A 21,517-nucleotide genomic window follows, 5' to 3' on the forward strand; every position below is an offset into this window, starting at 1 on the left:
GACCCTCGGCATGCCCGTCAGCGGTCGTCTACGTCACGTCCGCGCGACCGGTCTGCCGGGAATACGACATGGCCGTCGCGCGCCCCCTCCAGCTCCTTCACCATGTCCTGGAGTTCGGAGCGGATCCAGTCCCGGGTGGCGACCTCGCCGAGCCCGATCCGCAGGGCGGCGATCTCCCGGGTGAGGTACTCGGTGTCCGCGATGGACCGCTCGTTCTGCTTGCGGTCCTGCTCCAGGTTGACCCGGTCGCGGTCGTCCTGGCGGTTCTGCGCGAGCAGGATCAACGGGGCCGCGTAGGAGGCCTGGAGCGACAGCATCAGCGTGAGGAAGATGAAGGGATAGTTGTCGAAGCGCAGGTCGCGTGGGGCGAAGATGTTCCACAGCACCCACACGATGATGACGATCGTCATCCAGACGATGAAGCGTCCGGTGCCCAGGAACCGGGCGATGCGCTCCGACAGCCGTCCGAAGGCCTCCGGGTCCCACTCGGGCAGGATCCGCCGCCTGGGCGGACGCGGCTGGTCCAGCCGGACGCGGGGGCGGGTCGCCGCCGTGGCGCCGGTCGGGGTCCGCTCGGCGCGGGCGGGGTCACGGTCAGGAGCCATCGGGCACCTCCCCCTCGGCCAGGTGGAACTCCGTCTCCCGCCAGTCCTCGGGCAGCATGTGGTCCAGTACGTCGTCCACGGTCACCGCGCCGAGCAGCGAGCCCGCCTCGTCGACGACGGGCGCCGCGACCATGTCGTACGTCGCGAAGAACCCGGCGACCACGGGCAGCGCCGCGTCCGGGGCGAGCGCCTGGAGGTCGTCGTCGAGGATCGAGCTGACCAGGGTGTACGGGGGGTCGCGCAGGAGCCGCTGGAAGTGGACGGTGCCCAGATACTTGCCGGTGGGGGTGTCGTCGGGTGGACGGCACACGTACACCTGGGCGGCGAGGGCGGGGGAGAGGTCGGGGTTGCGGACGCGGGCGAGGGCGTCGGCGACGGTCGCGTCCGGCCGCAGCACGATCGGCTCGGTCGTCATCAGACCGCCCGCCGTGTGCTCCTCGTACGCCATCAGACGGCGCATGTCAGCGGCGTCGTCCGGCTCCATCAGGCTCAGCAGCCGCTCCTTGTCCTCCTCGGGCAGCTCGGAGAGCAGGTCGGCCGCGTCGTCGGGGTCCATGGCCTCCAGGACGTCCGCGGCGCGCTCCTCCTTCAGCTTGCCGAGGATCTCGATCTGGTCGTCCTCCGGCAGCTCCTCCAGGACGTCGGCGAGCCGGTCGTCGTCGAGGGCGGCGGCGACCTCCGCGCGGCGCTTGGCGGACAGGTGGTGCAGGACGTTCGCCAGGTCGGCCGGGCGCAGCTGCTCGAAGGTGGCGAGGAGGCTCTCGGCGCCCTGCCCGTGCTCCTCCAGGGAGAAGCCGGTGACCGCCGACCACTCCACGGTCAGCTTCTCGCCCTTGCCGCGCCGGAAGGCACCCGACTTCCTGCCCTTCTGCACGAAGATCCGGTCGATCTCCCAGTCCCGGCGGGCCGGCAGTTGCTGCACGGACAGGTCGAGGACGGTGACGTCCTCGCCGGTCTCGGCGAGCGTGACGCGCCGGTCGAGCAGCTCGCCGAAGACGAGCCGCTCGGTGGGCCGCTGTTCGAAGCGGCGCACGTTCAGCACTCCGGTGCTGAGGACCTGGCCGGACTCGATGCTGGTCACCCGGGTCATCGGCAGGAAGATCCGGCGCCGGGTGGTGAGTTCGACGACCAGCCCGAGCAGCCTGGGCGGCTTGCGGCCGACCCGCAGCATGACGACCAGGTCACGCACCCGCCCCACGGTGTCGCCGGCCGGGTCGAACACGGCGACTCCGGCCAGGTGGGAGACGAAGATCCGGGGGGCGCCCGCAGCCATGTCCGGACCTCCTTCTCGTACGCGCTCGTACGGGGTGTTCGCCGTCGTGCTCCCCGCGGTGTCGCGGGTGAGGTTCTTTTCGCAAATGCCCGCTCGTGCGGGCTTAAGGCTAGCCCGTCCCGATCGGGTACGCGCTGGTGAGGGGTCCGGACGGACTGGCTCCGTTCCCCTGCCCGGACCCCGGTACGCTGCGGTACGCCGCTCAGGAGTTTCCCGCAGAAAGGCAGCCCCCTCTGTGACTGCGATCACCCAGGGCCGTACCCATCGCCGAGCCGCGCTGGTGAGCGCGATGTGCGCGCTGGCCGTGACGGGCCTGGGGCTCACCGGGTGCGGCGGCGAGGACCCGGACGCGGGAACCAACGGGGTCGGCAAGCTGGCCGCCGACAAGATCCAGGCGAGGACGCAGACGGCCGCCGCGGCGGTGGACGCGGTGCGGCTCTCCGGGAGCGTGGTCGCCGGCGGGAAGTCGTACAAGCTCGACATGAGCCTGAAGTCGGACGGCGCCACGGGGTCGGTCACCGCCGGGGGCGCCACCTTCCACCTGCTGCGGGTCGACGAGGAGCTGTACCTCAAGGCGGACGCCGCGTTCTGGAAGCACGAGGACGGCAAGTCCGACGACGGCGGCTCCGACACCGCGGCCGCGGGCAAACTCGACGACAAGTACGTGAAGGTGCCGACCGGTGATCCCTCGTACAAGAAGTTCAGCGGGTTCACGGACAAGGACCTCCTTCTCGACAGTGTGCTGACACTGCACGGTTCGCTGGGCAAGGACGGCCACCACGAGCAGGGCGGGGTGCGCACCATCCGCATCACGGGCGACGGGGGCTCCGGCGGCACGCTGGACGTGTCCCTGGAGGGCAAGCCGTACCCGCTGCGCCTGGTGCGCGCGGGCGGGGCGGGCACGCTGACCTTCTCGGCCTGGGGCAGGGACTTCGCCCTGGAGAAGCCGGCGAAGGGCGAGACCGTGGACTACGGCAAGGAACTGCCGACGTCGTGACCGGCTACGCGCGCGGGGCCTTCTTGGGTTTCCTCTTCAGCAGCAGCCGCGGCAGGGCCGCCGGGACCGGCTGACGGGTCGTCGCCGGGGACGGCACCGGCGGCGCCGCCAGGTCCCCGTCGGGCAGCGCGGCCGTGGCGCCGGTGGGCTCCAGCCGGACCACCCGGCACTCGCGCGCCCAGCGCCCGGTCATCGCCTCGCCGTCGGGCGCGTTGAGCCGCTTGCCCTTGAGATCGGCGACGGCCGCCTCCCACGCCTCGGTGCCGGGGGCGAGCTGGACGACCCGCGCGGTCCAGGTGACCAGCCGGCCGCCCTTGTCCTTGCTGCGGACGGTCACCTCGGCCGTCACGCCGTCCGCCAGTCCCGGCAGCGGCTGCTCGCCGGGCCCGTCGCCGACGAGATGGGCCGCGCCCGCGTGCCACACGTGCCACAGGGCCCGTGCGCTCCGTTCACCGGCCGCCTCGACCCAGATGAGGCCGGACTTCTTGGTGGCCTCCTCGACGAGGGCCGGATCGAGCAGCTCGCGTGTCATGGGACCCACCCTATCCAGGCGCCCGTCAGAGCCAGCCGTTGCGCTTCAGCGTGCGGTGGATGCCCACGCAGAGCGCCACCGTCACCGACATCATCATGGGATAGCCGTAGCGCCAGTGCAGCTCCGGCATGTGGTCGAAGTTCATGCCGTACACCCCGCAGACCATCGTCGGTACGGCGATGATGGCCGCCCAGGACGTGATCTTGCGCATGTCCTCGTTCTGCGCGACGGACGCCTGGGCGAGGTTGGCCTGGAGGATCGAGTTGAGCAGCTCGTCGAAGCCGATGACCTGTTCCTGGACCCGTGCGAGGTGGTCGGCGACGTCGCGGAAGTACTTCTGGATGTCGGGGTCGACCAGCCGCATGGGCCGCTCGCTCAGCAGCTGCATCGGTCGCAGCAGCGGCGACACCGCGCGCTTGAACTCCAGTACCTCACGCTTGAGTTGGTAGATCCGGCCGGCGTCGGTGCCGCGCGGGCTGCCCTTGCGGCCCGGCGAGAACACCTCCGTCTCGACCTCGTCGATGTCGTCCTGCACGGCGTCGGCGACCGCGATGTAGCCGTCGACGACATGGTCGGCGATCGCGTGCAGCACCGCGGAGGGGCCCCTGGCGAGCAGCTCCGGGTCGTCCTGGAGGCGGTGCCGCAGGGCGCGCAACGAGCCCTGGCCGCCGTGCCGGACGGTGATGAAGAAGTCCTTGCCGGTGAAGCACATGACCTCGCCGGTCTCCACGACCTCGCTGTTGGCGTCGAGTTGGTCGTGCTCCACGTAGTGGATGGTCTTGAAGACGGTGAACAGGGAGTCGTCGTAGCGCTCCAGCTTGGGGCGCTGGTGGGCCTGGACCGCGTCCTCCACGGCCAGCGGGTGCAGCCCGAACTCCCGGGCGATGCCGGAGAACTCACTCTCCGTCGGCTCGTGCAGGCCGATCCAGACGAAGCCGCCGTCGCGGCGCACCTGGCGCATCGCCTCGTGCGGGGCCAGCGGCGTCGCCGTCTCGACGCGGGCGCCGTCGCGGTAGACGGCGCAGTCGACGACGGCCGAGGGGGTGGCCGGGTCGCGCGTGGTGTCGTACGCGCCGCTCTCCTTGCGCAGGGAGGGGCGGGACGGGCGGACCACGGCACGCAGGTCGCGGATCATCGACATGGCAGGCTCCTTCGCGACGGGCAACGAAAGGCGCCGACGACGGGTGGAACTACCCGGAATGGGGACGTCCTGACAAGGGTCCTTCCCGCCCATCGAGGCAGGGAGAGGATGTTTGGCACGTCCGCAAAGCGGGGAGCACCGCACCGTCGCGGTGGCGGGTTTCGCTACTGATTCGGCTACTGCTTCAGATCAGACGGATCGCGCGGACCGAGGAAGCTCGGGCGGATCCGGTACAACGAAACGAAGTGCTCTTCCGAGTGAAGAAGCGAACGCGAGAGGCGGCGGTCGGCCGGAGCCAGAGCTACGTCAGCGGCGGGAAGAGCGAGTGGTACTGCACGGTCGACTTCGATCCATGACAGCCCCACCTCCTCCAGCCGGTCCCCCGTGAGGGAATACCTTCGGCGTCGGGGCTTGATGGCGACGCTTCTGCGTGCTGCCCCGAACCGCCGGGCCAGAGTATCAGCCGACCGAAGTGTCAAGGCGCTGCTTTGCCCGGTACTGGCGAGTTCTATGCTCGCGGCATGGCTGATGTTCTTCCTCTGGTCGAAGCCCGGTTGCGCAGCGCGCTGGGCGAGCCGGACGCCCGTGCCGCGGTCACCTTCCTGGGTACGGACCGCATCGAGGTCCTCCGCTTCCAGGAGGGGGACATCGTCCGCTACGCCACGCTCGGCATGTCCGCGCAGCCGATGAGCGACCCCACGGCGATGCTCGCCGACCCGGTCAAGGGGCCGCGCGCCGAGCTGGTCCTGTCCGTGCGCGCCGGGCGGGCGGACACCGACAAGGTGCTCCGCCCGCTCGCCGTGCTCGCCGCCTCCCCGCAGGTCGAGGGCGTCGTCGTGGCGCCCGGCGCCTCCCTCGACGTCGGTGAACCCCTGTGGCCCGGCTCCCCGTTCACCTCCGTACTGGTCGCCGAGCCCGGCGGTCTGGTCGAGGACCTGGGCCTCGACGAGCCCCTCGACCCGGTCCACTTCCTGCCGCTGCTGCCGATGACCCCCAACGAGGCCGCCTGGAAGCGCGTGCACGGCGCCCAGGCCCTCCAGGAGCGGTGGCTGACGCACGGGACGGACCTGCGGGATCCGTCCCGCGGGTCCGTCCCCCTGGGGTGAGCGAACTCACCGACAGGCGTCCGGGCGCTGTCAGTTGGCGAAGACGGTGACCCCGTCCTCGGTCGCGTGCCGGGGCTCCAGCTCCTCGGCCTGGTGCGTCAGCGCCTCCCGCCGTACGGCGACCACGACCGCGCCGAGGACGGCGGTGACCGCCGCGACGACGAACGGGACGTGGACGTCGGTCCACTCCTCGATCTTCGGCGCGAAGAACGGCGCGGCGGCCGCGGCGAACCAGCGCACGAAGTTGTAGCCGGCGCTCGCGACCGGGCGCGGGGCGTCCGACACGCCGAGCGCCAGCTCCGTGTACACGGTGTTGTTCACGCCGATGAAGGCGCCCGACAGGATCGTGCAGAGCACGGCGGTGGCGTGGTCGCCGTAGCCGAGCACCAGGACGTCGGCGGCGAGCAGCAGCAGGGAGCCGCCGAGCACCTTCAGGGACCCGAACCGCTTCTGGAGCCGCGGGGCCACCAGCACCGAGAAGACGGCGAGCAGCAGGCCCCAGGCGAAGAACACCGCGCCCGACCTGTAGGGCGTCATGTCCAGCACGAACGGCGTGAAGGCCAGCACGGTGAAGAACGTGTAGTTGTAGAAGAACGCCGAGACCGCCGCCGAGGCCAGACCGCCGTGGCCGAGCGCCTTGAGCGGGTCCAGCAGCGAGGTCCTGCGGGCCGGCCTCGGCTGCTCCTTCAGGAACGCCGCGACGCACAGGAAGCCGATCGCCATCAGCACCGCGGTGCCGAAGAACGGATAGCGCCAGCTGGCGTCCCCGAGCAGCGCGCCGAGCAGGGGCCCGCACGCCATGCCGAGGCCGAGGGCGGACTCGTACAGCAGGATGGCCGCCGCGCTGCCGCCCGCCGCCGCGCCGACGATCACCGCCAGCGCGGTGGAGACGAACAGCGCGTTGCCGAGACCCCAGCCCGCGCGGTAGCCGACGAGCTGTCCGACGGTGTCGGAGGTGCCGGCCAGGCCCGCGAAGACGACGACGAGGGCGAGACCGAGCAGCAGGGTCCTGCGACCGCCGATCCGGCTGGAGACGAAGCCGGTCACCAGCATCGCGAACGCGGTGATCAGGAAGTAGGAGGTGAAGAGGAGGGAGACCTGGCCGGCCGTGGCGTCCAGCCCCCGGGCGATGGAGGGCAGGATCGGGTCGACGAGTCCGATGCCCATGAAGGCGACGACGGACGCGCCGGCGGTCGCCCAGACCGCCTTGGGCTGCCGCAGAAGGCCACCGGCTCCCGCATCGAAGGGGTCCATGCTTGCTCCCGTCCCAAGAGTTGGTTGGTATTTACACATACTAAGTTAGCCAAGCTAACTAATGCAAGTTACATGCATTGGGTCCGGCCGGACGGGGTTCCGCCCGGACGGGTGATCGTCCTTGACGTGGGCCGGATCGGGTAGGACCGTGGGGCTCTATGAGGGGCGAACCCAGTTGCCCGAAGTGTGGTGGCCGGGTCAGGGCTCCCGGCCTCTTCGCCGATTCCTGGCAGTGCGATGTGCACGGGGCCGTGCATCCGCTCCAGCCCGTGATCCCGCCCAGCGTCGAGGCCCTCAGCGTCGTCGTGCACCGCACGCGGGTGCCGGTGTGGATGCCGTGGCCGCTGCCGGTCGGCTGGCTGTTCACGGGCGTGACCTACGCCGGTGACGACCGCAGCGGCGGCCGCGCCTCCGCCGTCGCCTGCACGGGCCCCGGCCCGGTCGGCGGCATGGGGGAGCTGATCCTCGTCGCCGAGGAGCTGGGCGTCGGACTCGGCGCACGGTACGCCGGGATGGACGGCCCCGATCCCGGCCCCCACATGAACGTGGAGAAGCCGCCCCAGGCCAAGGTCCTCGCAGCCGGCCGCCCCACCCCGCTCTGGCTGGTCAACGGCGCTCCGGACGACCGCGCGGTCTTCGCGGGCGAGGCGCGCGGGCTGTGGCTGTGGGCCGTCGTGTGGCCCGAGCAGTCGGGGCTGCTGATGTACGACGAGCTGGTGCTGACCGATCTGCGCGACGCGGGCGCGGAGGTCGAGCTGGTGCCGTGCGGGGCGCTTTCGCCGCGACTGCTGAAACCGTAGGGGTGTTCCCGGTGCGGGAAGGACCCGGCGGTGCGCGGTCGCGCTGAGGTGGGGTCCGCAGGTCCGGGGGTGCTCTCCCGGTCCGGTCCGGGTCCGGTCGGCGCTCCCCAGGTGTAGGGGGTGCTCCGGAGGTTCGGGTGTGACAGGGGAGTCCGGAAATCCGGTTATCCTTGAGCGTCCCCGTCCGCCCGTCACCGCTTGGAGTCCGCGTCGTGCGCATCGACCTGCACTGCCACTCCACGGCTTCCGATGGTACGGACACCCCGGCCGAGCTGGTGCGCAACGCCGCCGCGGCCGGACTGGACGTCGTCGCGCTGACCGACCACGACAGCACCCGTGGACACGCCGAGGCGATCGCCGCGCTGCCGCGGGGTCTCACCCTCGTCACGGGCGCCGAGCTGTCCTGCCGTCTCGACGGGATCAGCATGCACATGCTGGCCTACCTCTTCGACCCCGACGAGCCCGCCCTGCTCGCCGAGCGCGAGCTGGTGCGCGACGACCGGGTGCCGCGGGCGCGCGCGATGGTCACCAGGCTCAACGAGCTGGGCGTGCCCGTCACCTGGGAGCAGGTCGCGCGGATCGCGGGGGAGGGCTCCGTCGGACGTCCGCACGTGGCCACCGCGCTCGTCGAACTCGGCGTCGTGCCGACCGTGAACGACGCGTTCACCCAGAACTGGCTGTCCGACGGCGGCCGGGCCTACGTCGAGAAGCACGAGACTGACCCCTTCGAGGCGATCCGGCTGGTCAAGGCGGCCGGCGGCGTGACCGTCTTCGCCCACCCGGCCGCGAGCAAGCGGGGCCGTACGGTGCCGGAGTCCGCGATCGCCGAGCTGGCCGCCGCCGGCCTCGACGGCATCGAGGTCGACCACATGGACCACGACGACGACACCCGGGCGCGACTGCGCGGGCTCGCCGCCGACCTGGGGCTTCTCGTGACCGGGTCGAGCGACTACCACGGCAGCCGCAAGACGTGCACGCTCGGCGAGTACACGACGGACCCCGAGGTCTACGGGGAGATCACCCGGCGCGCGACCGGCGCGTTCCCGGTGCCGGGGGCCGGCGGAGCCTGAGGCCCACCCCGATCCGTCACCCTTCACCTCTTTCGCAAGGCTCTCGTACCGATGTTCGACGTTGCCGTCTTCGGCTCTCTCTTCCTCACGCTCTTCGTCATCATGGATCCCCCCGGGATCACCCCGATCTTCCTCGCGCTGACCGCCGGGCGCCCCGCCAAGGTGCAGAAGAGGATGGCCTTCCAGGCCGTCTGCGTGGCCGGCGGTGTCATCGCCGTCTTCGGGCTCCTGGGCCACCAGATCCTGAACTACCTGCATGTGTCCGTGCCCGCCCTGATGATCGCGGGCGGACTGCTGCTCCTGCTGATCGCCCTCGACCTGCTGACCGGCAAGACCGACGAGCCCAAGCAGACCAAGGACGTCAATGTGGCGCTGGTCCCGCTCGGCATGCCGCTGCTGGCCGGGCCGGGTGCGATCGTGTCGGTCATCCTGGCCGTGCAGAAGGCCGACAGCGCCGTCACGCAGGTGTCGGTGTGGACGGCCATCCTCGCCATCCATGCCGTGCTGTGGGTGGTGATGCGCTACTCGCTGCTGATCATCCGGGTCATCAAGGACGGCGGCGTGGTCCTGGTGACGCGCCTCGCCGGAATGATGCTCTCCGCCATCGCCGTACAGCAGATCATCAACGGCGTCACACAGGTGGTCCAAGGAACCTGAGCCGGCCGCCGGTACGCGCAGAGCCCCCTACGGCATCGTGCCGTGGGGGGCTCTGAAGTCTGTGTGTGGCTCCGTGGTGTTACGAGGCCGAGGTGTCGGCCGGACGGATCCACAGCCGCTGCCCGATGGCGGCGGCCTGCTGAACGATCCGGTTGACGGAGGCGGCGTCCACGACGGTGCTGTCCACGGGCGTGCCGTCGACGTCGTCGAGTCGCATGATTTCGAAGCGCATGGGCTTCTCCCTTCGTCTGGTCATCCTCCTGAGGAGAATTGCTGTACATGAGGAGTCAACCGCTCCCGTGTTACAAACATTCCCTACGCTAAAGAAATTTTTCGAACGCCTAATTACTCACCGGTAAGGGAGCGGGGTCGCCGACGCCCGACAGGGGACCCGCCGTGATCGATGACGGCGCGTGCCCGGACCGAGCGGGACCGGTTGTGTTCGCAGCGTGACCGCCGGGACAATGGACGCGATGAACGACGACCTCCCGGCCCTCGCCGCCCGCATCGACCGCACCAACGAGCTGCTGACCCGCATGCTCGCCGAGGTGGCGAAGACACCCTCGACCCATGCGATCTTCGTCGACGCCGGGTACCTCTACGCGGCGGCGGGCCGGCTCGTCGCCGGGACCGAGGACCGCCGGGCCTTCGACCTCGACGCCGAGGGCCTGATCGACGCGCTCATCGACCGCGCCCGCACGATCTTCGCGGACAGCCGGCTGCTGCGCGTCTACTGGTACGACGGCGCCCGCCGCCGCATCCACACCGTCGAGCAGCAGTCCATCGCCGAACTCCCCGACGTCAAGGTCCGCCTGGGCAACCTCAACGCCAACAACCAGCAGAAGGGCGTCGACTCCCTGATCCGCAGCGACCTGGAGTCCCTCGCCCGGCACCGCGCCATCAGCGACGCCGCGCTGCTGGGCGGCGACGAGGACCTGGTCTCCGCCGTCGAGGCCGCTCAGGGCTACGGCGCCCGGGTCCACCTCTGGGGCATCGAGGCCCCCGAGGGCCGCAACCAGGCGGAACCCCTGCTGTGGGAGGTCGACAGCCAGCGCACCCTCGACCTCGACTTCTTCAAGCCGTACGTCTCACGGCGCACCGCCCAGACCTACGAGCCGGCCGGCGCGGCCCGGCCGACCCGCGACGACGTCCGCTTCGTCGGCGCGCAGATCGCGGCGAAGTGGCTGGCGGCACGGGGCCGGGAGTCCCTCGTGGAACTGCTGCCGGGCCACCCCTACCTGCCCGGCTCCGTCGACCAGGACCTGCTCGTGGAGGCGGAGGGCATGCTTCAGTACTCGCTGCGCGGCCAGTCGGACCTCAGGCGGGCACTGCGGGACGGGTTCTGGGAGCACCTGCAGACGCAGTACTAGCCGCTCCGTCCGGCGACCGGCCGATGCGGAGCAGTCCTGGGCTTGCCCGTTCGGGACGGGCCGATGCGGAGCAGTCCTGGGCTTTGCCCGTTCGGGGCCGGCCGATGTGGAGCAGTCGTGGTCGTGCACGTCCGCGACCGGACGGATCCGGCGCAGCCCTGGGCTTGCACGTCCGCGACCGGACCGATCCGGACGAGCCGCCCTAGCCGTGCCCGTCCGGGCGGATCTTGTCCCAGAAGTCCGCGAGCGCGTGCGCCGTCGGCAGAGGCTGGTCCAGGTTGGGGGAGTGCTCGGCGCCCGCGACGACCGTCCGGTGCGCGCCCAGCTCCATCGCCATGTCGTCCAGGACGGTCACCGGCCAGGTGTCGTCGTACGCCCCCGACAGGACGTGGAACGGCAGCGGCACGGCGGCGAGTTCCGCGACGCGGTCCGGCTCGGTCAGCAACTGGCGACCCGTCGCCAGGAGTTGCGCGGGCTTGTGGTTCACCCACCGCTGCCGCAGCAGCACCGGATCGCCGAATCCGCGGGCCGGGCCGCCGACTTCCTCCGGCGGGCCCATCGCCAGGATCGCCTCCCACACCTCGGGCATCGTCATCAGCGCGAGCGCGTCGTGCAGCAGCCGCACGCGTTGCCGCTGCGACTCGGAGATCCGCGCCGGGCCGGACGCGACCAGCGTGAACGAGACGAAGGGGGAGTGGTCGAGCAGAACGGCCGCCCTGGCGATCTGACCGCCCAGGGAGTGCCCGGCCAGCTGGACCGGGGTGCCGAGCGCGGCCGCCTGCGCGAGCACGTCCCGCGCCAACTCCTCCTGCGCGTACGGTGCTTCGTCGAACGCGGGACCGTCGCTCTCGTTCTGTCCGCGACCGTCCACGGCGACCGTGCGGTACCCGCGCGCCGCGAGCGGTTCGTGCAGCAGGTGGAAATCCTCCTTGCTGCCGGTGAACCCGGGCAGCAGCAGCGCGACACCCCGGGGCACCACACCGTCGGCCACGGGCGAGTCGACGACGGCGAACTCGCCGCGCGCGGTGCGCAGGGGGTACGCGCGAGCGCCGGGGGGCGGGGTGAAGGCGGTCGGCATGGTCACACGCCGAGGCTACCGGGCCACGGCGACGGGGCCCGCGAGGAGGGGCCGGCGAGGGACGGCGCCGGTGCCGGAACGCCGACGGCCCGGCCGCTCCACCAGGGAGCGACCGGGCCGTCGGACTGTGCCCTTGCGGGCGATCAGCTCTCCGCGGACTCCGCGGCGGCCGTCGCCTTGCGCGTGCGCCGGGCCTTCGGCTTCGCCTCTTCGGCGGCACCGGCTTCGGCGGCCGGGGCAGCCGCCGCCGTCTTGCGGATGCGGCGGGGCTTGGCCTCGGGCTCCTGCGCGGCCTGGGCCGGGATGTCGACGGTGGCCGTCGTCTCCGGCTGGGCGGCCTTGCGGGTGCGGCGGGGCTTGGCCTCGGTGGCGTCCTCGGCGGCCGGTGCGGTGGCCGTCTTGCGGGTGCGGCGCGGCTTGGCCTCCGTGGCCTCGGCCGTGTCGACCGCGGCCTCGGCGGCCGGGGCAGCCGCCGTCTTACGGGCGCGGCGGGGCTTGGCCTCGGTGGCGTCCTCGGCGGCCGGTGCGGTGGCCGTCTTGCGCGTGCGGCGCGGCTTGGCCTCCGTGGCCTCGGCCGTGTCGACCGCGACCTCGGCGGCCGGGGCAGCCGCCGTCTTGCGGGTGCGGCGCGGCTTGACCTCGACCGCTTCGGCGACGTCCGCCGCGGCGTCCGTCGCGACCGCCGCCTTGCGGGTGCGGCGCGGCTTGGCCTCCGTGCCTTCGGCCGTGTCTACCGCGGCCTCGGCGGCCGGTGCGGTGGCCGTCTTGCGGGTGCGGCGGGGCTTGGCCTCGGGCTCCTGCGCGGCCTGGGCCGGGATGTCGACGGTGGCCGTCGTCTCCGGCTGGGCGGCCTTGCGGGTGCGGCGGGGCTTGGCCTCGGTGGCGTCCTCGGCGGCCGGTGCGGTGGCCGTCTTGCGGGTGCGGCGCGGCTTGGCCTCCGTGGCCTCGGCCGTGTCGACCGCGACCTCGGCAGCCGGAGCAGCCGTCGTCTTGCGCGTACGACGCGGCGCGGCCTCGGTGGCCACCGCGGCGCTCTCGGCGGCGTCGGCCGTGGCCTCGACCGGGGCCGTCGCCTTGCGGGTACGGCGGCGCGGCCTGGCCTCGGTGGCCTCCGCCGTGTCGACGGCGGCTTCGGCCACGGTGGCCTCCGCCGCGGGCGCCTGGGCGGGGATCTCCACCGTGGTCCCGGCCACGGTCTCGACCGCCGTCCCCGTCGCGCCGACCGGCGCGTCCGCGTTCCTGCGGGTACGGCGGCGGCGCGGCTTGGCGGCGTCCGAAGCGTCGGGGGCCGGGCTCTCCACGGTCGTCACGACCGCTTCAGCGGCCTCGGGGACGCTGACCACCGGCGTCACGGACGCCGCGGCGGCGACCTCCTGCGCGGCACGGCCCCGGCGCCGACGTCGCGGCGTACGCGACGAGGTCGCGTCCTCCGCGGCGGGCGTCTGCTCGGGTGCGACGGTCCCGGCGGGGGCCGACGCGTCGAGGGGCTCGCCGTTGCGGGTGCGGCGGCGACGGCGCGGCGTACGGGCGGGGCGCTCGCGCTCGGCGGAGCGCGACTCGTCGCGGCCGCCACCGCGGCGGTCGCCTCGGTCACCCCGGTCGTTCCGGTCGTTACGGCCGCGTCCACCACGGCCGCCCGGCTCGCCGAGGTCCTCCATCTCCTCCGCGTCGAGACCGGCGCGCGTGCGCTCCGAACGCGGCAGGACACCCTTGGTGCCCGCGGGGATGGCGAGTGCCTCGAAGAAGTGCGGGGACGTGGAGTACGTCTCCGGCGGGTCGGGGAACTTCAGGTCCAGCGCCTTGTTGATGAGCTGCCAGCGCGGGATGTCGTCCCAGTCGACGAGGGTGACGGCGATGCCCTTGGCGCCCGCGCGGCCGGTGCGGCCGATGCGGTGCAGGTACGTCTTCTCGTCCTCGGGGGACTGGTAGTTGATGACGTGGGTCACGCCCTCGACGTCGATGCCGCGGGCGGCCACGTCGGTGCAGACGAGGACGTCGACCTTGCCATTGCGGAAGGCGCGCAGCGCCTGCTCGCGGGCGCCCTGGCCGAGGTCGCCGTGGACCGCGCCGGAGGCGAAGCCGCGCTGCTGGAGCTGGTCGGCCAGGTCGGCCGCCGTGCGCTTGGTACGGCAGAACACCATGACCAGACCGCGGCCCTCGGCCTGGAGGATGCGCGCGACCATCTCGGGCTTGTCCATGTTGTGCGCGCGGAACACGTGCTGCTTGGTGTTCGCGACGGTCCGGCCCGCGTCGTCCGGCGAGGTGGCGTTGATGTGCGTCGGCTGCGACATGTAGCGGCGCGCGAGGCCGATGACCGCGCCCGGCATGGTCGCCGAGAACAGCATGGTCTGGCGCTTCACCGGAAGCATGTTGATGATCTTCTCGACGTCGGGCAGGAAGCCCAGGTCGAGCATCTCGTCGGCCTCGTCGAGGACGAGCGAGCGGATGTGCTTGAGGTCGAGCTTCTTCTGGCCCGCGAGGTCCAGCAGTCGGCCCGGGGTGCCGACGACGACGTCGACGCCCTTCTTGAGGGCCTCGACCTGGGGCTCGTAGGCCCGGCCGCCGTAGATGGCGAGGACGCGCACGTTGCGCACCTTGCCCGCGGTCAGCAGGTCGTTGGTGACCTGCGTGCACAGCTCGCGGGTGGGGACGACGACGAGCGCCTGCGGGGCGTCGGTCAGGTCCTCGGGCTTGGCGCGACCGGCCTCGACGTCGGCGGGGACGGTGACGCGATCGAGGAGCGGAAGGCCGAAGCCGAGCGTCTTGCCGGTGCCCGTCTTGGCCTGTCCGATGACGTCCGTGCCCGTCAGGGCCACGGGAAGCGTCATTTCCTGGATGGGGAAGGGGGTGATGATGCCGACGGCTTCGAGGGCTTCGGCGGTCTCGGGAAGGATCCCGAGCTCTCGGAACGTAGTCAGGGTGCTGCCTCTTCTGTGTGCGCGGTGCGAGGCGAGCGCGGGGGTCGTGGCGGACCGTGTCGGGGACGTCGGTCGCCCTCTGGGCGAAACCGGCAAGACACGGGACCTCTGCCGACGCTCTAGCGTTCGTACCGCTGAGGGGTTCCCTCCGGTCGTCGTACGCGAGGTGCCGTACGGCCAGGGAGGGCTGTCGGGTCGGAGCCGATCGGGCCACCGACCGGGCATCCTCATACCTGCAGCCCGTCGAATCATCGGCAGGCGCATTACCACCATACCCCGGATCCGCGCACATGCGATGGCCGATTCGGTCACGTTGTGGTTGTCGCGCCGTCGGACGTGGTCCTTCGCGTCGTCGTTGTCACACTGATTGACCAGGGACTTCCGTCCCACCACGGGCGGGCTATTGTGCGCTGCATGACGAGCTCTGACAAGCCTGAGAACGCCGCCACCGGTATCGCCGCCCAGGACTGGGCGAAGGCCTCCGCCGATCCTCAGTACCGGGCCGCGGTCGTGGACCTGCTCGGCGCGCTCGCGTACGGCGAGCTGGCGGCGTTCGAGCGGCTCGCCGAGGACGCCAAACTGGCGCCCACGCTGGAGGACAAGGCGGAGCTGGCGAAGATGGCGTCGGCGGAGTTCCACCACTTCGAGCGGCTGCGCGACCGGCTCACGGAGATCGGCGAGGAGCCGACGCGCGCGATGCAGCCGTTCGTGGCCGCGCTCGACGGCTTCCACCGCCAGACCGCCCCGTCGGACTGGCTGGAGGGCCTCGTCAAGGCCTACGTCGGCGACTCGATCGCCAGCGACTTCTACCGGGAGGTCGCGGCCCGGCTCGACACGGACACCCGCGGCCTGGTCCTGGCCGTGCTCGACGACACCGGTCACGCCGGCTTCGCCGTCGACCGGGTGCGCGCGGCGATCGACGCGGAACCGCGGGTGGGCGGACGGCTCGCGCTGTGGGCGCGGCGGCTGATGGGCGAGGCCCTCTCGCAGTCCCAGCGGGTGGTGGCCGACCGCGACGCCCTGTCCACGATGCTCGTGGGCGGCGTGGCGGACGGGTTCGACCTCGCGGAGGTGGGACGGATGTTCTCGCGGATCACCGAGGCGCACACGAAGCGGATGGCCGCACTGGGGTTGGCCGCGTAGCGCGTCGCGCCCCCGTGGGATCGGCGGGGGGCGGGTCCGGTCCCTGTCGCGTGGCTGTGTTCCACGCCGTTGCCGACGTGGTCCATGCGTGCACGGCACGCCGCCGGCCTTTCCGGCCGGGGCGTCGTCGTGGCCGCCGGCGCCGACTGCGGCCTCCTCGCCGGCTGGGGTCGGCCGCGTAGCGCGTCGCGCCCTCGCGGGTTCGCCGTGGGGCGGCTCCGGCCCCTGGCGCGTGGTTTTGTTCGACGCCGTAGCCTCCACGCCTGCACGCCACGCCGGGGCCAGAGGCGGCTTCCTGGACGGCCTTCCTTGGCGGCCGGCGCATGGGCGGCCGTTCGCCGCCGCTCGGGCGGGGCTTGCGCGCCCGTGGCGGATCCGGTGGGACCGAGTCCGCTACGCCGTTGCCGATCGGCGGCGGAGTCTCGTCGCCGGGCGCAGGAGCAGGGAGAGCGAGGCGGTGGAGACGATCGCCGCGCCGAGGAGACTCGCGAACGGGGAACCGGGGCCCAGTGCGCTGTGGGTGACGAAGTCTCCGAACAGGGCTCCGGCGACGCCCGTCGCCAGCACGAGCGTGCGGGCCGGGAGCCGGTGGGAGAGGCGGTGGACCGCCGCCCACGCGAGCACGAGACCGAACACAGCGGAGCCGAGCGCTTCCAAGATCATCCGAGGTCCCTCCAGGCGGCCGGGCTGTGTACCAAGGTCGTAGCCCGTCATACCCGTGACCTGCGGAATGCAATCCCCTGTGGGGAGGTCGTGCTCCGTCCGTGGAGGGCGCGGTACGGGAGCGGGGTGTGTCCGCGGGGGCGGAACGCGGAAGGGGCCCGGCAGCCGAACGGCCGCCGGGCCCCTTCCGTCGAGCATCGCTACAGCGCGCCGAAGCCCACCTTGCGCGGGGCCGGCTCGCCCAGCTCAACGTAGGCCAGGCGGTCGGCCGGAACCAGGACCTTGCGGCCGTGCTGGTCCGTGAGGCTGAGCAGCTGCGACTTCCCGGCCAGGGCGTCGGCCACCACGCGCTCGACCTCCTCCGGAGTCTGACCGCTCTCCAGAACGATCTCGCGGGGCGCGTGCTGCACGCCGATCTTGACCTCCACGGCTAAGTCCCTCCGACGATCACGAGGTGCGCGGGCGTCCGCGCCGTACGCTGCACACATTAGCCCGGTGAGGGGACGTGTACGGCGCGGGCGTCCACGCCAGGAGCGAACAGCGCACGGGAACAAACGGCCGGGGTGGTGTCGCTCAGTGCTGCTCGATGCCGTGCAGCGGGAATCCGGCGATGCCCCGCCAGGCCAGGGAGGCCAGCAACTGCACCGCCTGGTCCCGCGGGACGCTGCGGTCGCTGTGCAGCCAGGAGCGGGCCACGACCTGCGCCAGGCCACCGAGGCCGGAGGCCAGCAGCATCGACTCCGCGCGCGAGAGACCGGTGTCCTCGGCGATGACGTCGCAGATCGCCTCGGCGCACTCGTTGGTGACCTTGTCGACGCGCTCGCGCACGGCGGGCTCGTTCGTCAGGTCCGACTCGAAGACCAGGCGGAAGGCGCCGCCGTCGTCCTCGACGTATGCGAAGTACGCGTCCATCGTCGCGCGGACGCGCTGCTTGTTGTCGGTCGTCGACGCGAGCGCGCTGCGCACGGCCTGGATGAGCGACTCGCAGTGCTGGTCCAGCAGAGCCAGGTAGAGGTCCAGCTTGCCCGGGAAATGCTGGTAGAGCACCGGCTTGCTGACGCCGGCGCGTTCGGCGATGTCGTCCATGGCGGCCGCGTGGTAGCCCTGTGCGACGAAGACTTCCTGGGCGGCGCCCAGCAGTTGGTTCCGTCGGGCACGGCGCGGCAGGCGCGTGCCTCGCGGGCGCGCCGCCTCGGTCTGCTCGATGGCTGTCACGCCGCCTCCCAAAGTCGTCACTCTTGCGGTGTGCCGCCGCGTCGCCATCGTACTTTTCGGTAACCGTGGTGTGCGCGGTGCGAGCGCAGAATTTCACGGACCGGACGATGACAAAAGCCTCAGATAAGGTTTCGAAGTAGGTCTTAGTGGGAAAAATCGCGGCCCACTTCTGCTCGGCGCGCGGCGTTTTACGGTGTCTTCTCGGAGGCCGACGTCGGTCCTGTCAGCGATAGTCGTCCTCGTCGTGCGAGACCACGCGCGTCTGTTCGACGAGATCCGCCTCGTTGGCCCGGCCGGGGTCGACGTCCTCCAGTGGATCGTCACGCCTCGGCGCGACGTCCGCCTGCTGCTCGGCGGCGTCGTTCTCCGGCGCCTCGACGGCGATCTCCGTGGCGTCGTCCTTCTCGTCGGCGAACGTCTCCGGATCGGTGGGGTCGATGGCCATGAGGGGCTCCCTTCCTACGAACGTCCCTGAGAGTGCAGGGGCTACACGCGGGTGCCCTTTGTACGAGCCTAGGAGACACCCTTTTCGGACGCTATGCGATGTGCCCAGGAATCGCGCCGCCATCTGCGCGACGCGCGGTGGGCCTCTTGTGACGCCGAACACACGGGTCCTGGCGTGATCGTCTCGTAACATTGCGGCATGTCTTCGACAGAGCTGCCGTCCGTGCCGCCCACCAGCGTGCTGCCGAAGGCCGCGTCGGTCCGGGTCGCCGAGGGCGAGAGACTGCGGTCGGTCCGCCTCCCCGGCGTCACCCTGACGGTCCGCTCCAGGCCGCCCACGCGCGCGGGGCTGCAGCCCGCGCTGTACGTCCACGGCCTCGGCGGCTCCTCGCAGAACTGGTCCGCGCTGATGGCGCAGCTCGACGGCGTCGTCGAGAGCGAGGCCGTCGACCTCCCCGGTTTCGGAGACTCCCCGCCGCCGGACGACGGCAACTACTCCATCACCGCCCACGCGCGTGCGGTGATCCGCCATCTCGACGCGTCCGGCCGCGGCCCCGTCCACCTCTTCGGCAACTCGCTCGGCGGAGCGGTCGCCACCCGTGTCGCGGCCGTCCGTCCCGACCTCGTCCGGACACTGACCCTCGTCTCGCCCGCTCTCCCGGAGCTGCGGGTCCAACGCACGGCGGTGCCCACCGGCCTGCTCGGCATGCCCGGCGTGGCGGCGCTGTTCACCCGGTTCACCCGGGAGTGGACGGCCGAGCAGCGGGTCCGCGGAGTCACGGCCCTGTGCTACGGCGACCCCGGACGGGTCAGTCCGGAGGCCTTCGGCCACGCCGTGGAGGAACTCGAACGGCGGATGCGGCTGCCCTACTTCTGGGACGCGATGACACGCTCCGCGCGCGGGCTGGTCAACGCCTACACGCTGGGCGGTCAGCACGGCCTGTGGCGCCAGGCCGAACGCGTCCTCGCCCCTGCCCTCCTCGTCTACGGAGGCCGCGATCAGCTCGTCGGCTTCCGCATGGCCCAGAGGTCGGCACGCGCCTTCCGTGACTCCCGCCTGCTCACCCTGCCGAACGCGGGGCACGTGGCGATGATGGAGTATCCGGAGACGGTCGCCACGGCGTTCCGGGAGCTGCTGGCAGAGACCCGGGACCGGGCATCGGCCACGGAGCCGGGGGCCGGACCGTGTACGGACGCCGGTGTGCGCTCGGATGCGGGGAGGAGGTCGAGGCCGGACGCCGATGTCGGGCCGAGACCGGATGGGAGGACCGGATCCGGGGCGGATTCGGATACGGATACGGATGTGGACATGGATGCGCACGCGGCTGTGGACGCTGAGACGGCGTCGGCGTCGGCAGTGACGTCGGATGCGGAGTCGATCTCGGCGCGGGGAACCGGTTCGGGCTCCGGCTCGTTCTCTGAGCGGGCCGGCGGATCCGCGGGCTCGGGGAGCTGAGGGGGGTCGTGGGACGTCACAGTCGACGCGGGGCCGCGCCCAAGAGCGCGCCGCGGGAGAGCACCGGCTCCGCTTCGCCGGGATCCGCGCCGGACGAGGCGCGGGACGGCCGTCCCCAGGGCCAGGCCCGGCCCGCCGAGGGGCCCTCCGCGACGCCCGGGTCTCCCGACTCGACCCCCGCTCGCGCAGTGCCCCGGTCTCCCGACGGCACGCCCGCTCGGGGCATGCCGAGACTCCCCGACGGCACCCCCGCCCACGGCCTGCCCGTCCCGGGCGGGCGCCGCGCCCCCGACGGCACCCCCGCCCATGGCACGCCGCAGGTCCGCGGCGGGCACCCCGAGCAGCGTGAAGCCGGCGGAGCCTGGGGAGAGTTGCGGGAGCGCACGGCCCGCGGTTTCGGCCCGCTGATCCCTCGCCAGCGACCCGAGGCGGCGGCCGGGGCCCGGCAGCGGCGGGCCGATCCGGCGGCGGGTCCGCGCCAGGACTACCTCGACGCCTTCACCGGGGACGACGACGTCTTCGCACACCGCACGCCCGAGGCGGCGGCCGCGAGCACCGCACTCGCCACGGACACCCGCGTCACCCCGCGCCCCACCGACGCCTATGTCTGCGTCACCGACCGGGACAGGAGCCCCCGTCCGGCCTCCACGGGCGGCGGCGCCGGCGGATCCGACGACGAGCCGCCCGGCGCCGAGCCGGCGGCCAGGGGCGGCAAGGGCCGGGCCTTCACCGGCATCGCGGCCGCCGCCGTCACCACCGTGCTGGCCATCGTCGTGGCCGGCCAGGTCACCGACGCGCGCGACGAGGACTCCGTCCGGACCCAGGCCCAGGCCACGGCCGACAAGGCCGCCCGTGACGCCCGCTCCACCGCCGCTCGCGGCGCCGAGCGGCCGAGCCCGTCGGCGTCACCCGCGGTGGTGCCCCTGACGTACGCCCAGAAGATGAGCGCGCGGTACCGGCTCGGGGCCACGTTCGCGGGGCCGGGCAGCTTCGACGCCGTGCCCGGCATCGACAAGGCGCCCGGCACGGGGCAGAAGTACACCTACCGCGTGGACGTCGAGCAGGGGCTCGGGCTCGATGCCGAACTGTTCGCACAAGCCGTGCAGACGACGCTGAACGACGACCGCAGTTGGGCACACGGCGGTGCGCGGACCTTCGAGCGCGTCCAATCGGGCGAACCCGACTTCGTCATCACGCTCGCGAGCCCCGGCACCACCGCCGACTGGTGCGCGAAGTCCGGCCTGGACACCACCGAGGACAATGTCTCCTGCGACTCGGCCGCCACCGAACGCGTGATGATCAACGCCTACCGGTGGGCACAGGGGTCCACGACATACGGCGATCAGATGTACGCCTACCGGCAGATGCTGATCAACCACGAGGTGGGGCACCGGCTCGGCTACGGCCATGTCACCTGCGACAAGGACGGCGACCTCGCCCCGGTCATGCAGCAGCAGACGAAGTTCCTGGAGTACGACGGGATCCGCTGTCTGCCCAACCCCTGGCCCTATCCGAACAGCTGACGCCCGGCCGGAGCCGCTCAGCGGGGCGCCCGGCGCGGTGTCCGCGCCCCCCGGCGAGGTGACGTTTCGCGCTCGCGCGATCTCTTAGCGCGACCGAACGCCGCCCGCACGGGAAAGTTACGACCGTTCACCCCTTTTGGTGGGGGGGGGGGGCCCCCCCCCCCCCCCCCCCCCCCAGGGCGCGGAAGTTGTGCCCCCCGGGCGCCCCCCGGGCCCCCGCCGCGCCCCCCACCGGCGAGCGGGGGGGGGCCCCGGGGCCGCCCTCAAGATTC

Annotated in this window: 21 protein-coding genes; 9 read left to right on the plus strand and 12 right to left on the minus strand. The window is 72.2% G+C overall.

Annotated features, from left to right (window positions below; all coding sequences use genetic code 11):
• Positions 1-17 precede the first annotated feature (17 nt).
• Both ACFYO5_RS19430 and ACFYO5_RS19435 read right to left on the minus strand, forming a co-directional pair.
• Positions 18-605 (minus strand): DUF1003 domain-containing protein, encoded by a 588-nt coding sequence (locus ACFYO5_RS19430; RefSeq protein ID WP_388710023.1) that lies wholly within the window; start codon positions 603-605, stop codon positions 18-20.
• Positions 595-1,878 (minus strand): magnesium transporter MgtE N-terminal domain-containing protein, encoded by a 1,284-nt coding sequence (locus ACFYO5_RS19435; RefSeq protein WP_388710025.1) that lies wholly within the window; start codon positions 1,876-1,878, stop codon positions 595-597. The genes ACFYO5_RS19430 and ACFYO5_RS19435 overlap by 11 nt, the downstream gene beginning before the upstream one ends.
• 235 nt (positions 1,879-2,113) lie before the next feature.
• On the opposite strand from ACFYO5_RS19435, the gene ACFYO5_RS19440 reads away from it, so the two are divergent.
• Positions 2,114-2,875, plus strand: a complete 762-nt coding sequence (locus ACFYO5_RS19440; RefSeq protein ID WP_388710027.1) for a hypothetical protein — start codon at positions 2,114-2,116, stop codon at positions 2,873-2,875.
• 4 nt (positions 2,876-2,879) lie between these two features.
• Here ACFYO5_RS19440 and ACFYO5_RS19445 read toward each other — a convergent pair whose 3' ends face one another.
• Together ACFYO5_RS19445 and ACFYO5_RS19450 are read right to left on the minus strand one after the other, a co-directional pair.
• Positions 2,880-3,407, minus strand: a complete 528-nt coding sequence (locus ACFYO5_RS19445; RefSeq protein WP_388710029.1) for a hypothetical protein — start codon at positions 3,405-3,407, stop codon at positions 2,880-2,882.
• 25 nt (positions 3,408-3,432) lie between these two features.
• On the minus strand, positions 3,433-4,548 hold the full coding sequence (locus ACFYO5_RS19450; protein ID WP_388710031.1) for a magnesium and cobalt transport protein CorA: 1,116 nt from the start codon (positions 4,546-4,548) through the stop codon (positions 3,433-3,435).
• Positions 4,549-5,069: 521 nt separating this feature from the next.
• Here ACFYO5_RS19450 and ACFYO5_RS19455 point away from each other — a divergent pair.
• Positions 5,070-5,654 carry a suppressor of fused domain protein gene (locus ACFYO5_RS19455; RefSeq protein ID WP_388710033.1) on the plus strand — a complete coding sequence of 195 codons (585 nt, stop codon included), beginning with the start codon at positions 5,070-5,072 and terminating at the stop codon, positions 5,652-5,654.
• Positions 5,655-5,684: 30 nt separating this feature from the next.
• Here the strand turns inward: ACFYO5_RS19455 and ACFYO5_RS19460 are convergent, their stop codons facing one another.
• A complete protein-coding gene (locus ACFYO5_RS19460; protein ID WP_388710035.1) occupies positions 5,685-6,908 on the minus strand; it encodes an MFS transporter in 1,224 nt (407 codons plus the stop codon).
• A 158-nt stretch (positions 6,909-7,066) separates the two neighbouring features.
• Here ACFYO5_RS19460 and ACFYO5_RS19465 point away from each other — a divergent pair, with 158 nt between their 5' ends.
• The 3 genes from ACFYO5_RS19465 (at position 7,067) to ACFYO5_RS19475 (ending at position 9,435) form a co-directional block, all read left to right on the plus strand.
• Positions 7,067-7,708 carry a DUF6758 family protein gene (locus ACFYO5_RS19465; RefSeq protein WP_356566234.1) on the plus strand — a complete coding sequence of 214 codons (642 nt, stop codon included), beginning with the start codon at positions 7,067-7,069 and terminating at the stop codon, positions 7,706-7,708.
• Between the two features lie 212 nt (positions 7,709-7,920).
• Complete coding sequence (locus tag ACFYO5_RS19470) at positions 7,921-8,778, plus strand: PHP domain-containing protein (RefSeq protein ID WP_388710038.1); 858 nt, start codon at positions 7,921-7,923, stop codon at positions 8,776-8,778.
• 51 nt (positions 8,779-8,829) lie between these two features.
• Positions 8,830-9,435 carry a MarC family protein gene (locus tag ACFYO5_RS19475; RefSeq protein WP_388710040.1) on the plus strand — a complete coding sequence of 202 codons (606 nt, stop codon included), beginning with the start codon at positions 8,830-8,832 and terminating at the stop codon, positions 9,433-9,435.
• Positions 9,436-9,514: 79 nt separating this feature from the next.
• Here the strand turns inward: ACFYO5_RS19475 and ACFYO5_RS19480 are convergent, their stop codons facing one another.
• A complete protein-coding gene (locus ACFYO5_RS19480) occupies positions 9,515-9,667 on the minus strand; it encodes a hypothetical protein (RefSeq protein ID WP_007384531.1) in 153 nt (50 codons plus the stop codon).
• A 232-nt stretch (positions 9,668-9,899) separates the two neighbouring features.
• Here ACFYO5_RS19480 and ACFYO5_RS19485 point away from each other — a divergent pair, with 232 nt between their 5' ends.
• The gene (locus ACFYO5_RS19485; RefSeq protein ID WP_388710436.1) at positions 9,900-10,805 is read left to right on the plus strand and encodes an NYN domain-containing protein; all 906 of its coding nucleotides are present in this window, start codon (positions 9,900-9,902) and stop codon (positions 10,803-10,805) included.
• Positions 10,806-11,007: 202 nt separating this feature from the next.
• Here the strand turns inward: ACFYO5_RS19485 and ACFYO5_RS19490 are convergent, their stop codons facing one another.
• Positions 11,008-11,883 (minus strand): alpha/beta fold hydrolase, encoded by an 876-nt coding sequence (locus ACFYO5_RS19490; RefSeq protein WP_388710438.1) that lies wholly within the window; start codon positions 11,881-11,883, stop codon positions 11,008-11,010.
• Positions 11,884-12,026: 143 nt separating this feature from the next.
• The gene (locus tag ACFYO5_RS19495; RefSeq protein ID WP_388710043.1) at positions 12,027-14,711 is read right to left on the minus strand and encodes a DEAD/DEAH box helicase; all 2,685 of its coding nucleotides are present in this window, start codon (positions 14,709-14,711) and stop codon (positions 12,027-12,029) included.
• A gap of 495 nt (positions 14,712-15,206) precedes the next feature.
• Between ACFYO5_RS19495 and ACFYO5_RS19500 the strand changes: the two genes are divergently transcribed.
• Positions 15,207-15,944: a ferritin-like fold-containing protein gene (locus ACFYO5_RS19500; RefSeq protein WP_356566242.1), complete on the plus strand. Its 738-nt coding sequence runs from the start codon at positions 15,207-15,209 to the stop codon at positions 15,942-15,944.
• 393 nt (positions 15,945-16,337) lie between these two features.
• On the opposite strand, the gene ACFYO5_RS19505 is transcribed toward ACFYO5_RS19500, so the two are convergent.
• The 4 genes from ACFYO5_RS19505 to ACFYO5_RS19520 all read right to left on the minus strand — a co-directional run bounded on the left by ACFYO5_RS19505 (position 16,338) and on the right by ACFYO5_RS19520 (position 18,267).
• A complete protein-coding gene (locus ACFYO5_RS19505) occupies positions 16,338-16,607 on the minus strand; it encodes a hypothetical protein (protein WP_356566244.1) in 270 nt (89 codons plus the stop codon).
• Between the two features lie 200 nt (positions 16,608-16,807).
• Positions 16,808-17,035 carry a DUF3107 domain-containing protein gene (locus ACFYO5_RS19510; protein WP_073493074.1) on the minus strand — a complete coding sequence of 76 codons (228 nt, stop codon included), beginning with the start codon at positions 17,033-17,035 and terminating at the stop codon, positions 16,808-16,810.
• 145 nt (positions 17,036-17,180) lie between these two features.
• Positions 17,181-17,822, minus strand: a complete 642-nt coding sequence (locus tag ACFYO5_RS19515) for a TetR/AcrR family transcriptional regulator (protein ID WP_356566246.1) — start codon at positions 17,820-17,822, stop codon at positions 17,181-17,183.
• 223 nt (positions 17,823-18,045) lie between these two features.
• Positions 18,046-18,267 (minus strand): hypothetical protein, encoded by a 222-nt coding sequence (locus ACFYO5_RS19520; protein ID WP_356566248.1) that lies wholly within the window; start codon positions 18,265-18,267, stop codon positions 18,046-18,048.
• A 198-nt stretch (positions 18,268-18,465) separates the two neighbouring features.
• On the opposite strand from ACFYO5_RS19520, the gene ACFYO5_RS19525 reads away from it, so the two are divergent.
• Both ACFYO5_RS19525 and ACFYO5_RS19530 read left to right on the plus strand, forming a co-directional pair.
• On the plus strand, positions 18,466-19,722 hold the full coding sequence (locus ACFYO5_RS19525) for an alpha/beta fold hydrolase (protein WP_388710046.1): 1,257 nt from the start codon (positions 18,466-18,468) through the stop codon (positions 19,720-19,722).
• A 224-nt stretch (positions 19,723-19,946) separates the two neighbouring features.
• Positions 19,947-21,245 carry a DUF3152 domain-containing protein gene (locus ACFYO5_RS19530; protein WP_388710048.1) on the plus strand — a complete coding sequence of 433 codons (1,299 nt, stop codon included), beginning with the start codon at positions 19,947-19,949 and terminating at the stop codon, positions 21,243-21,245.
• The last annotated feature ends 272 nt before the right edge of the window (positions 21,246-21,517 follow it).

Source organism: Streptomyces sp. NPDC006259, from assembly GCF_042870975.1.
Taxonomy (GTDB): Bacteria; Actinomycetota; Actinomycetes; order Streptomycetales; family Streptomycetaceae; genus Streptomyces.

Excerpts from the sequence above, each read along its gene's own strand:
- ACFYO5_RS19430 (WP_388710023.1), bottom strand. The coding sequence starts at position 605 with ATGGCTCCTGACCGTGACCCCGCCCGCGCCGAGCGGACCCCGACCGGC.
- ACFYO5_RS19435 (WP_388710025.1), bottom strand. The coding sequence starts at position 1,878 with ATGGCTGCGGGCGCCCCCCGGATCTTCGTCTCCCACCTGGCCGGAGTC.
- ACFYO5_RS19445 (WP_388710029.1), bottom strand. The coding sequence starts at position 3,407 with ATGACACGCGAGCTGCTCGATCCGGCCCTCGTCGAGGAGGCCACCAAG.
- ACFYO5_RS19450 (WP_388710031.1), bottom strand. The coding sequence starts at position 4,548 with ATGTCGATGATCCGCGACCTGCGTGCCGTGGTCCGCCCGTCCCGCCCC.
- ACFYO5_RS19455 (WP_388710033.1), top strand. The coding sequence starts at position 5,070 with ATGGCTGATGTTCTTCCTCTGGTCGAAGCCCGGTTGCGCAGCGCGCTG.
- ACFYO5_RS19460 (WP_388710035.1), bottom strand. The coding sequence starts at position 6,908 with ATGGACCCCTTCGATGCGGGAGCCGGTGGCCTTCTGCGGCAGCCCAAG.
- ACFYO5_RS19465 (WP_356566234.1), top strand. The coding sequence starts at position 7,067 with ATGAGGGGCGAACCCAGTTGCCCGAAGTGTGGTGGCCGGGTCAGGGCT.
- ACFYO5_RS19475 (WP_388710040.1), top strand. The coding sequence starts at position 8,830 with ATGTTCGACGTTGCCGTCTTCGGCTCTCTCTTCCTCACGCTCTTCGTC.
- ACFYO5_RS19480 (WP_007384531.1), bottom strand. The coding sequence starts at position 9,667 with ATGCGCTTCGAAATCATGCGACTCGACGACGTCGACGGCACGCCCGTG.
- ACFYO5_RS19485 (WP_388710436.1), top strand. The coding sequence starts at position 9,900 with ATGGACGCGATGAACGACGACCTCCCGGCCCTCGCCGCCCGCATCGAC.
- ACFYO5_RS19490 (WP_388710438.1), bottom strand. The coding sequence starts at position 11,883 with ATGCCGACCGCCTTCACCCCGCCCCCCGGCGCTCGCGCGTACCCCCTG.
- ACFYO5_RS19495 (WP_388710043.1), bottom strand. The coding sequence starts at position 14,711 with ATGACGCTTCCCGTGGCCCTGACGGGCACGGACGTCATCGGACAGGCC.
- ACFYO5_RS19505 (WP_356566244.1), bottom strand. The coding sequence starts at position 16,607 with ATGATCTTGGAAGCGCTCGGCTCCGCTGTGTTCGGTCTCGTGCTCGCG.
- ACFYO5_RS19520 (WP_356566248.1), bottom strand. The coding sequence starts at position 18,267 with ATGGCCATCGACCCCACCGATCCGGAGACGTTCGCCGACGAGAAGGAC.
- ACFYO5_RS19525 (WP_388710046.1), top strand. The coding sequence starts at position 18,466 with ATGTCTTCGACAGAGCTGCCGTCCGTGCCGCCCACCAGCGTGCTGCCG.
- ACFYO5_RS19530 (WP_388710048.1), top strand. The coding sequence starts at position 19,947 with ATGCCGAGACTCCCCGACGGCACCCCCGCCCACGGCCTGCCCGTCCCG.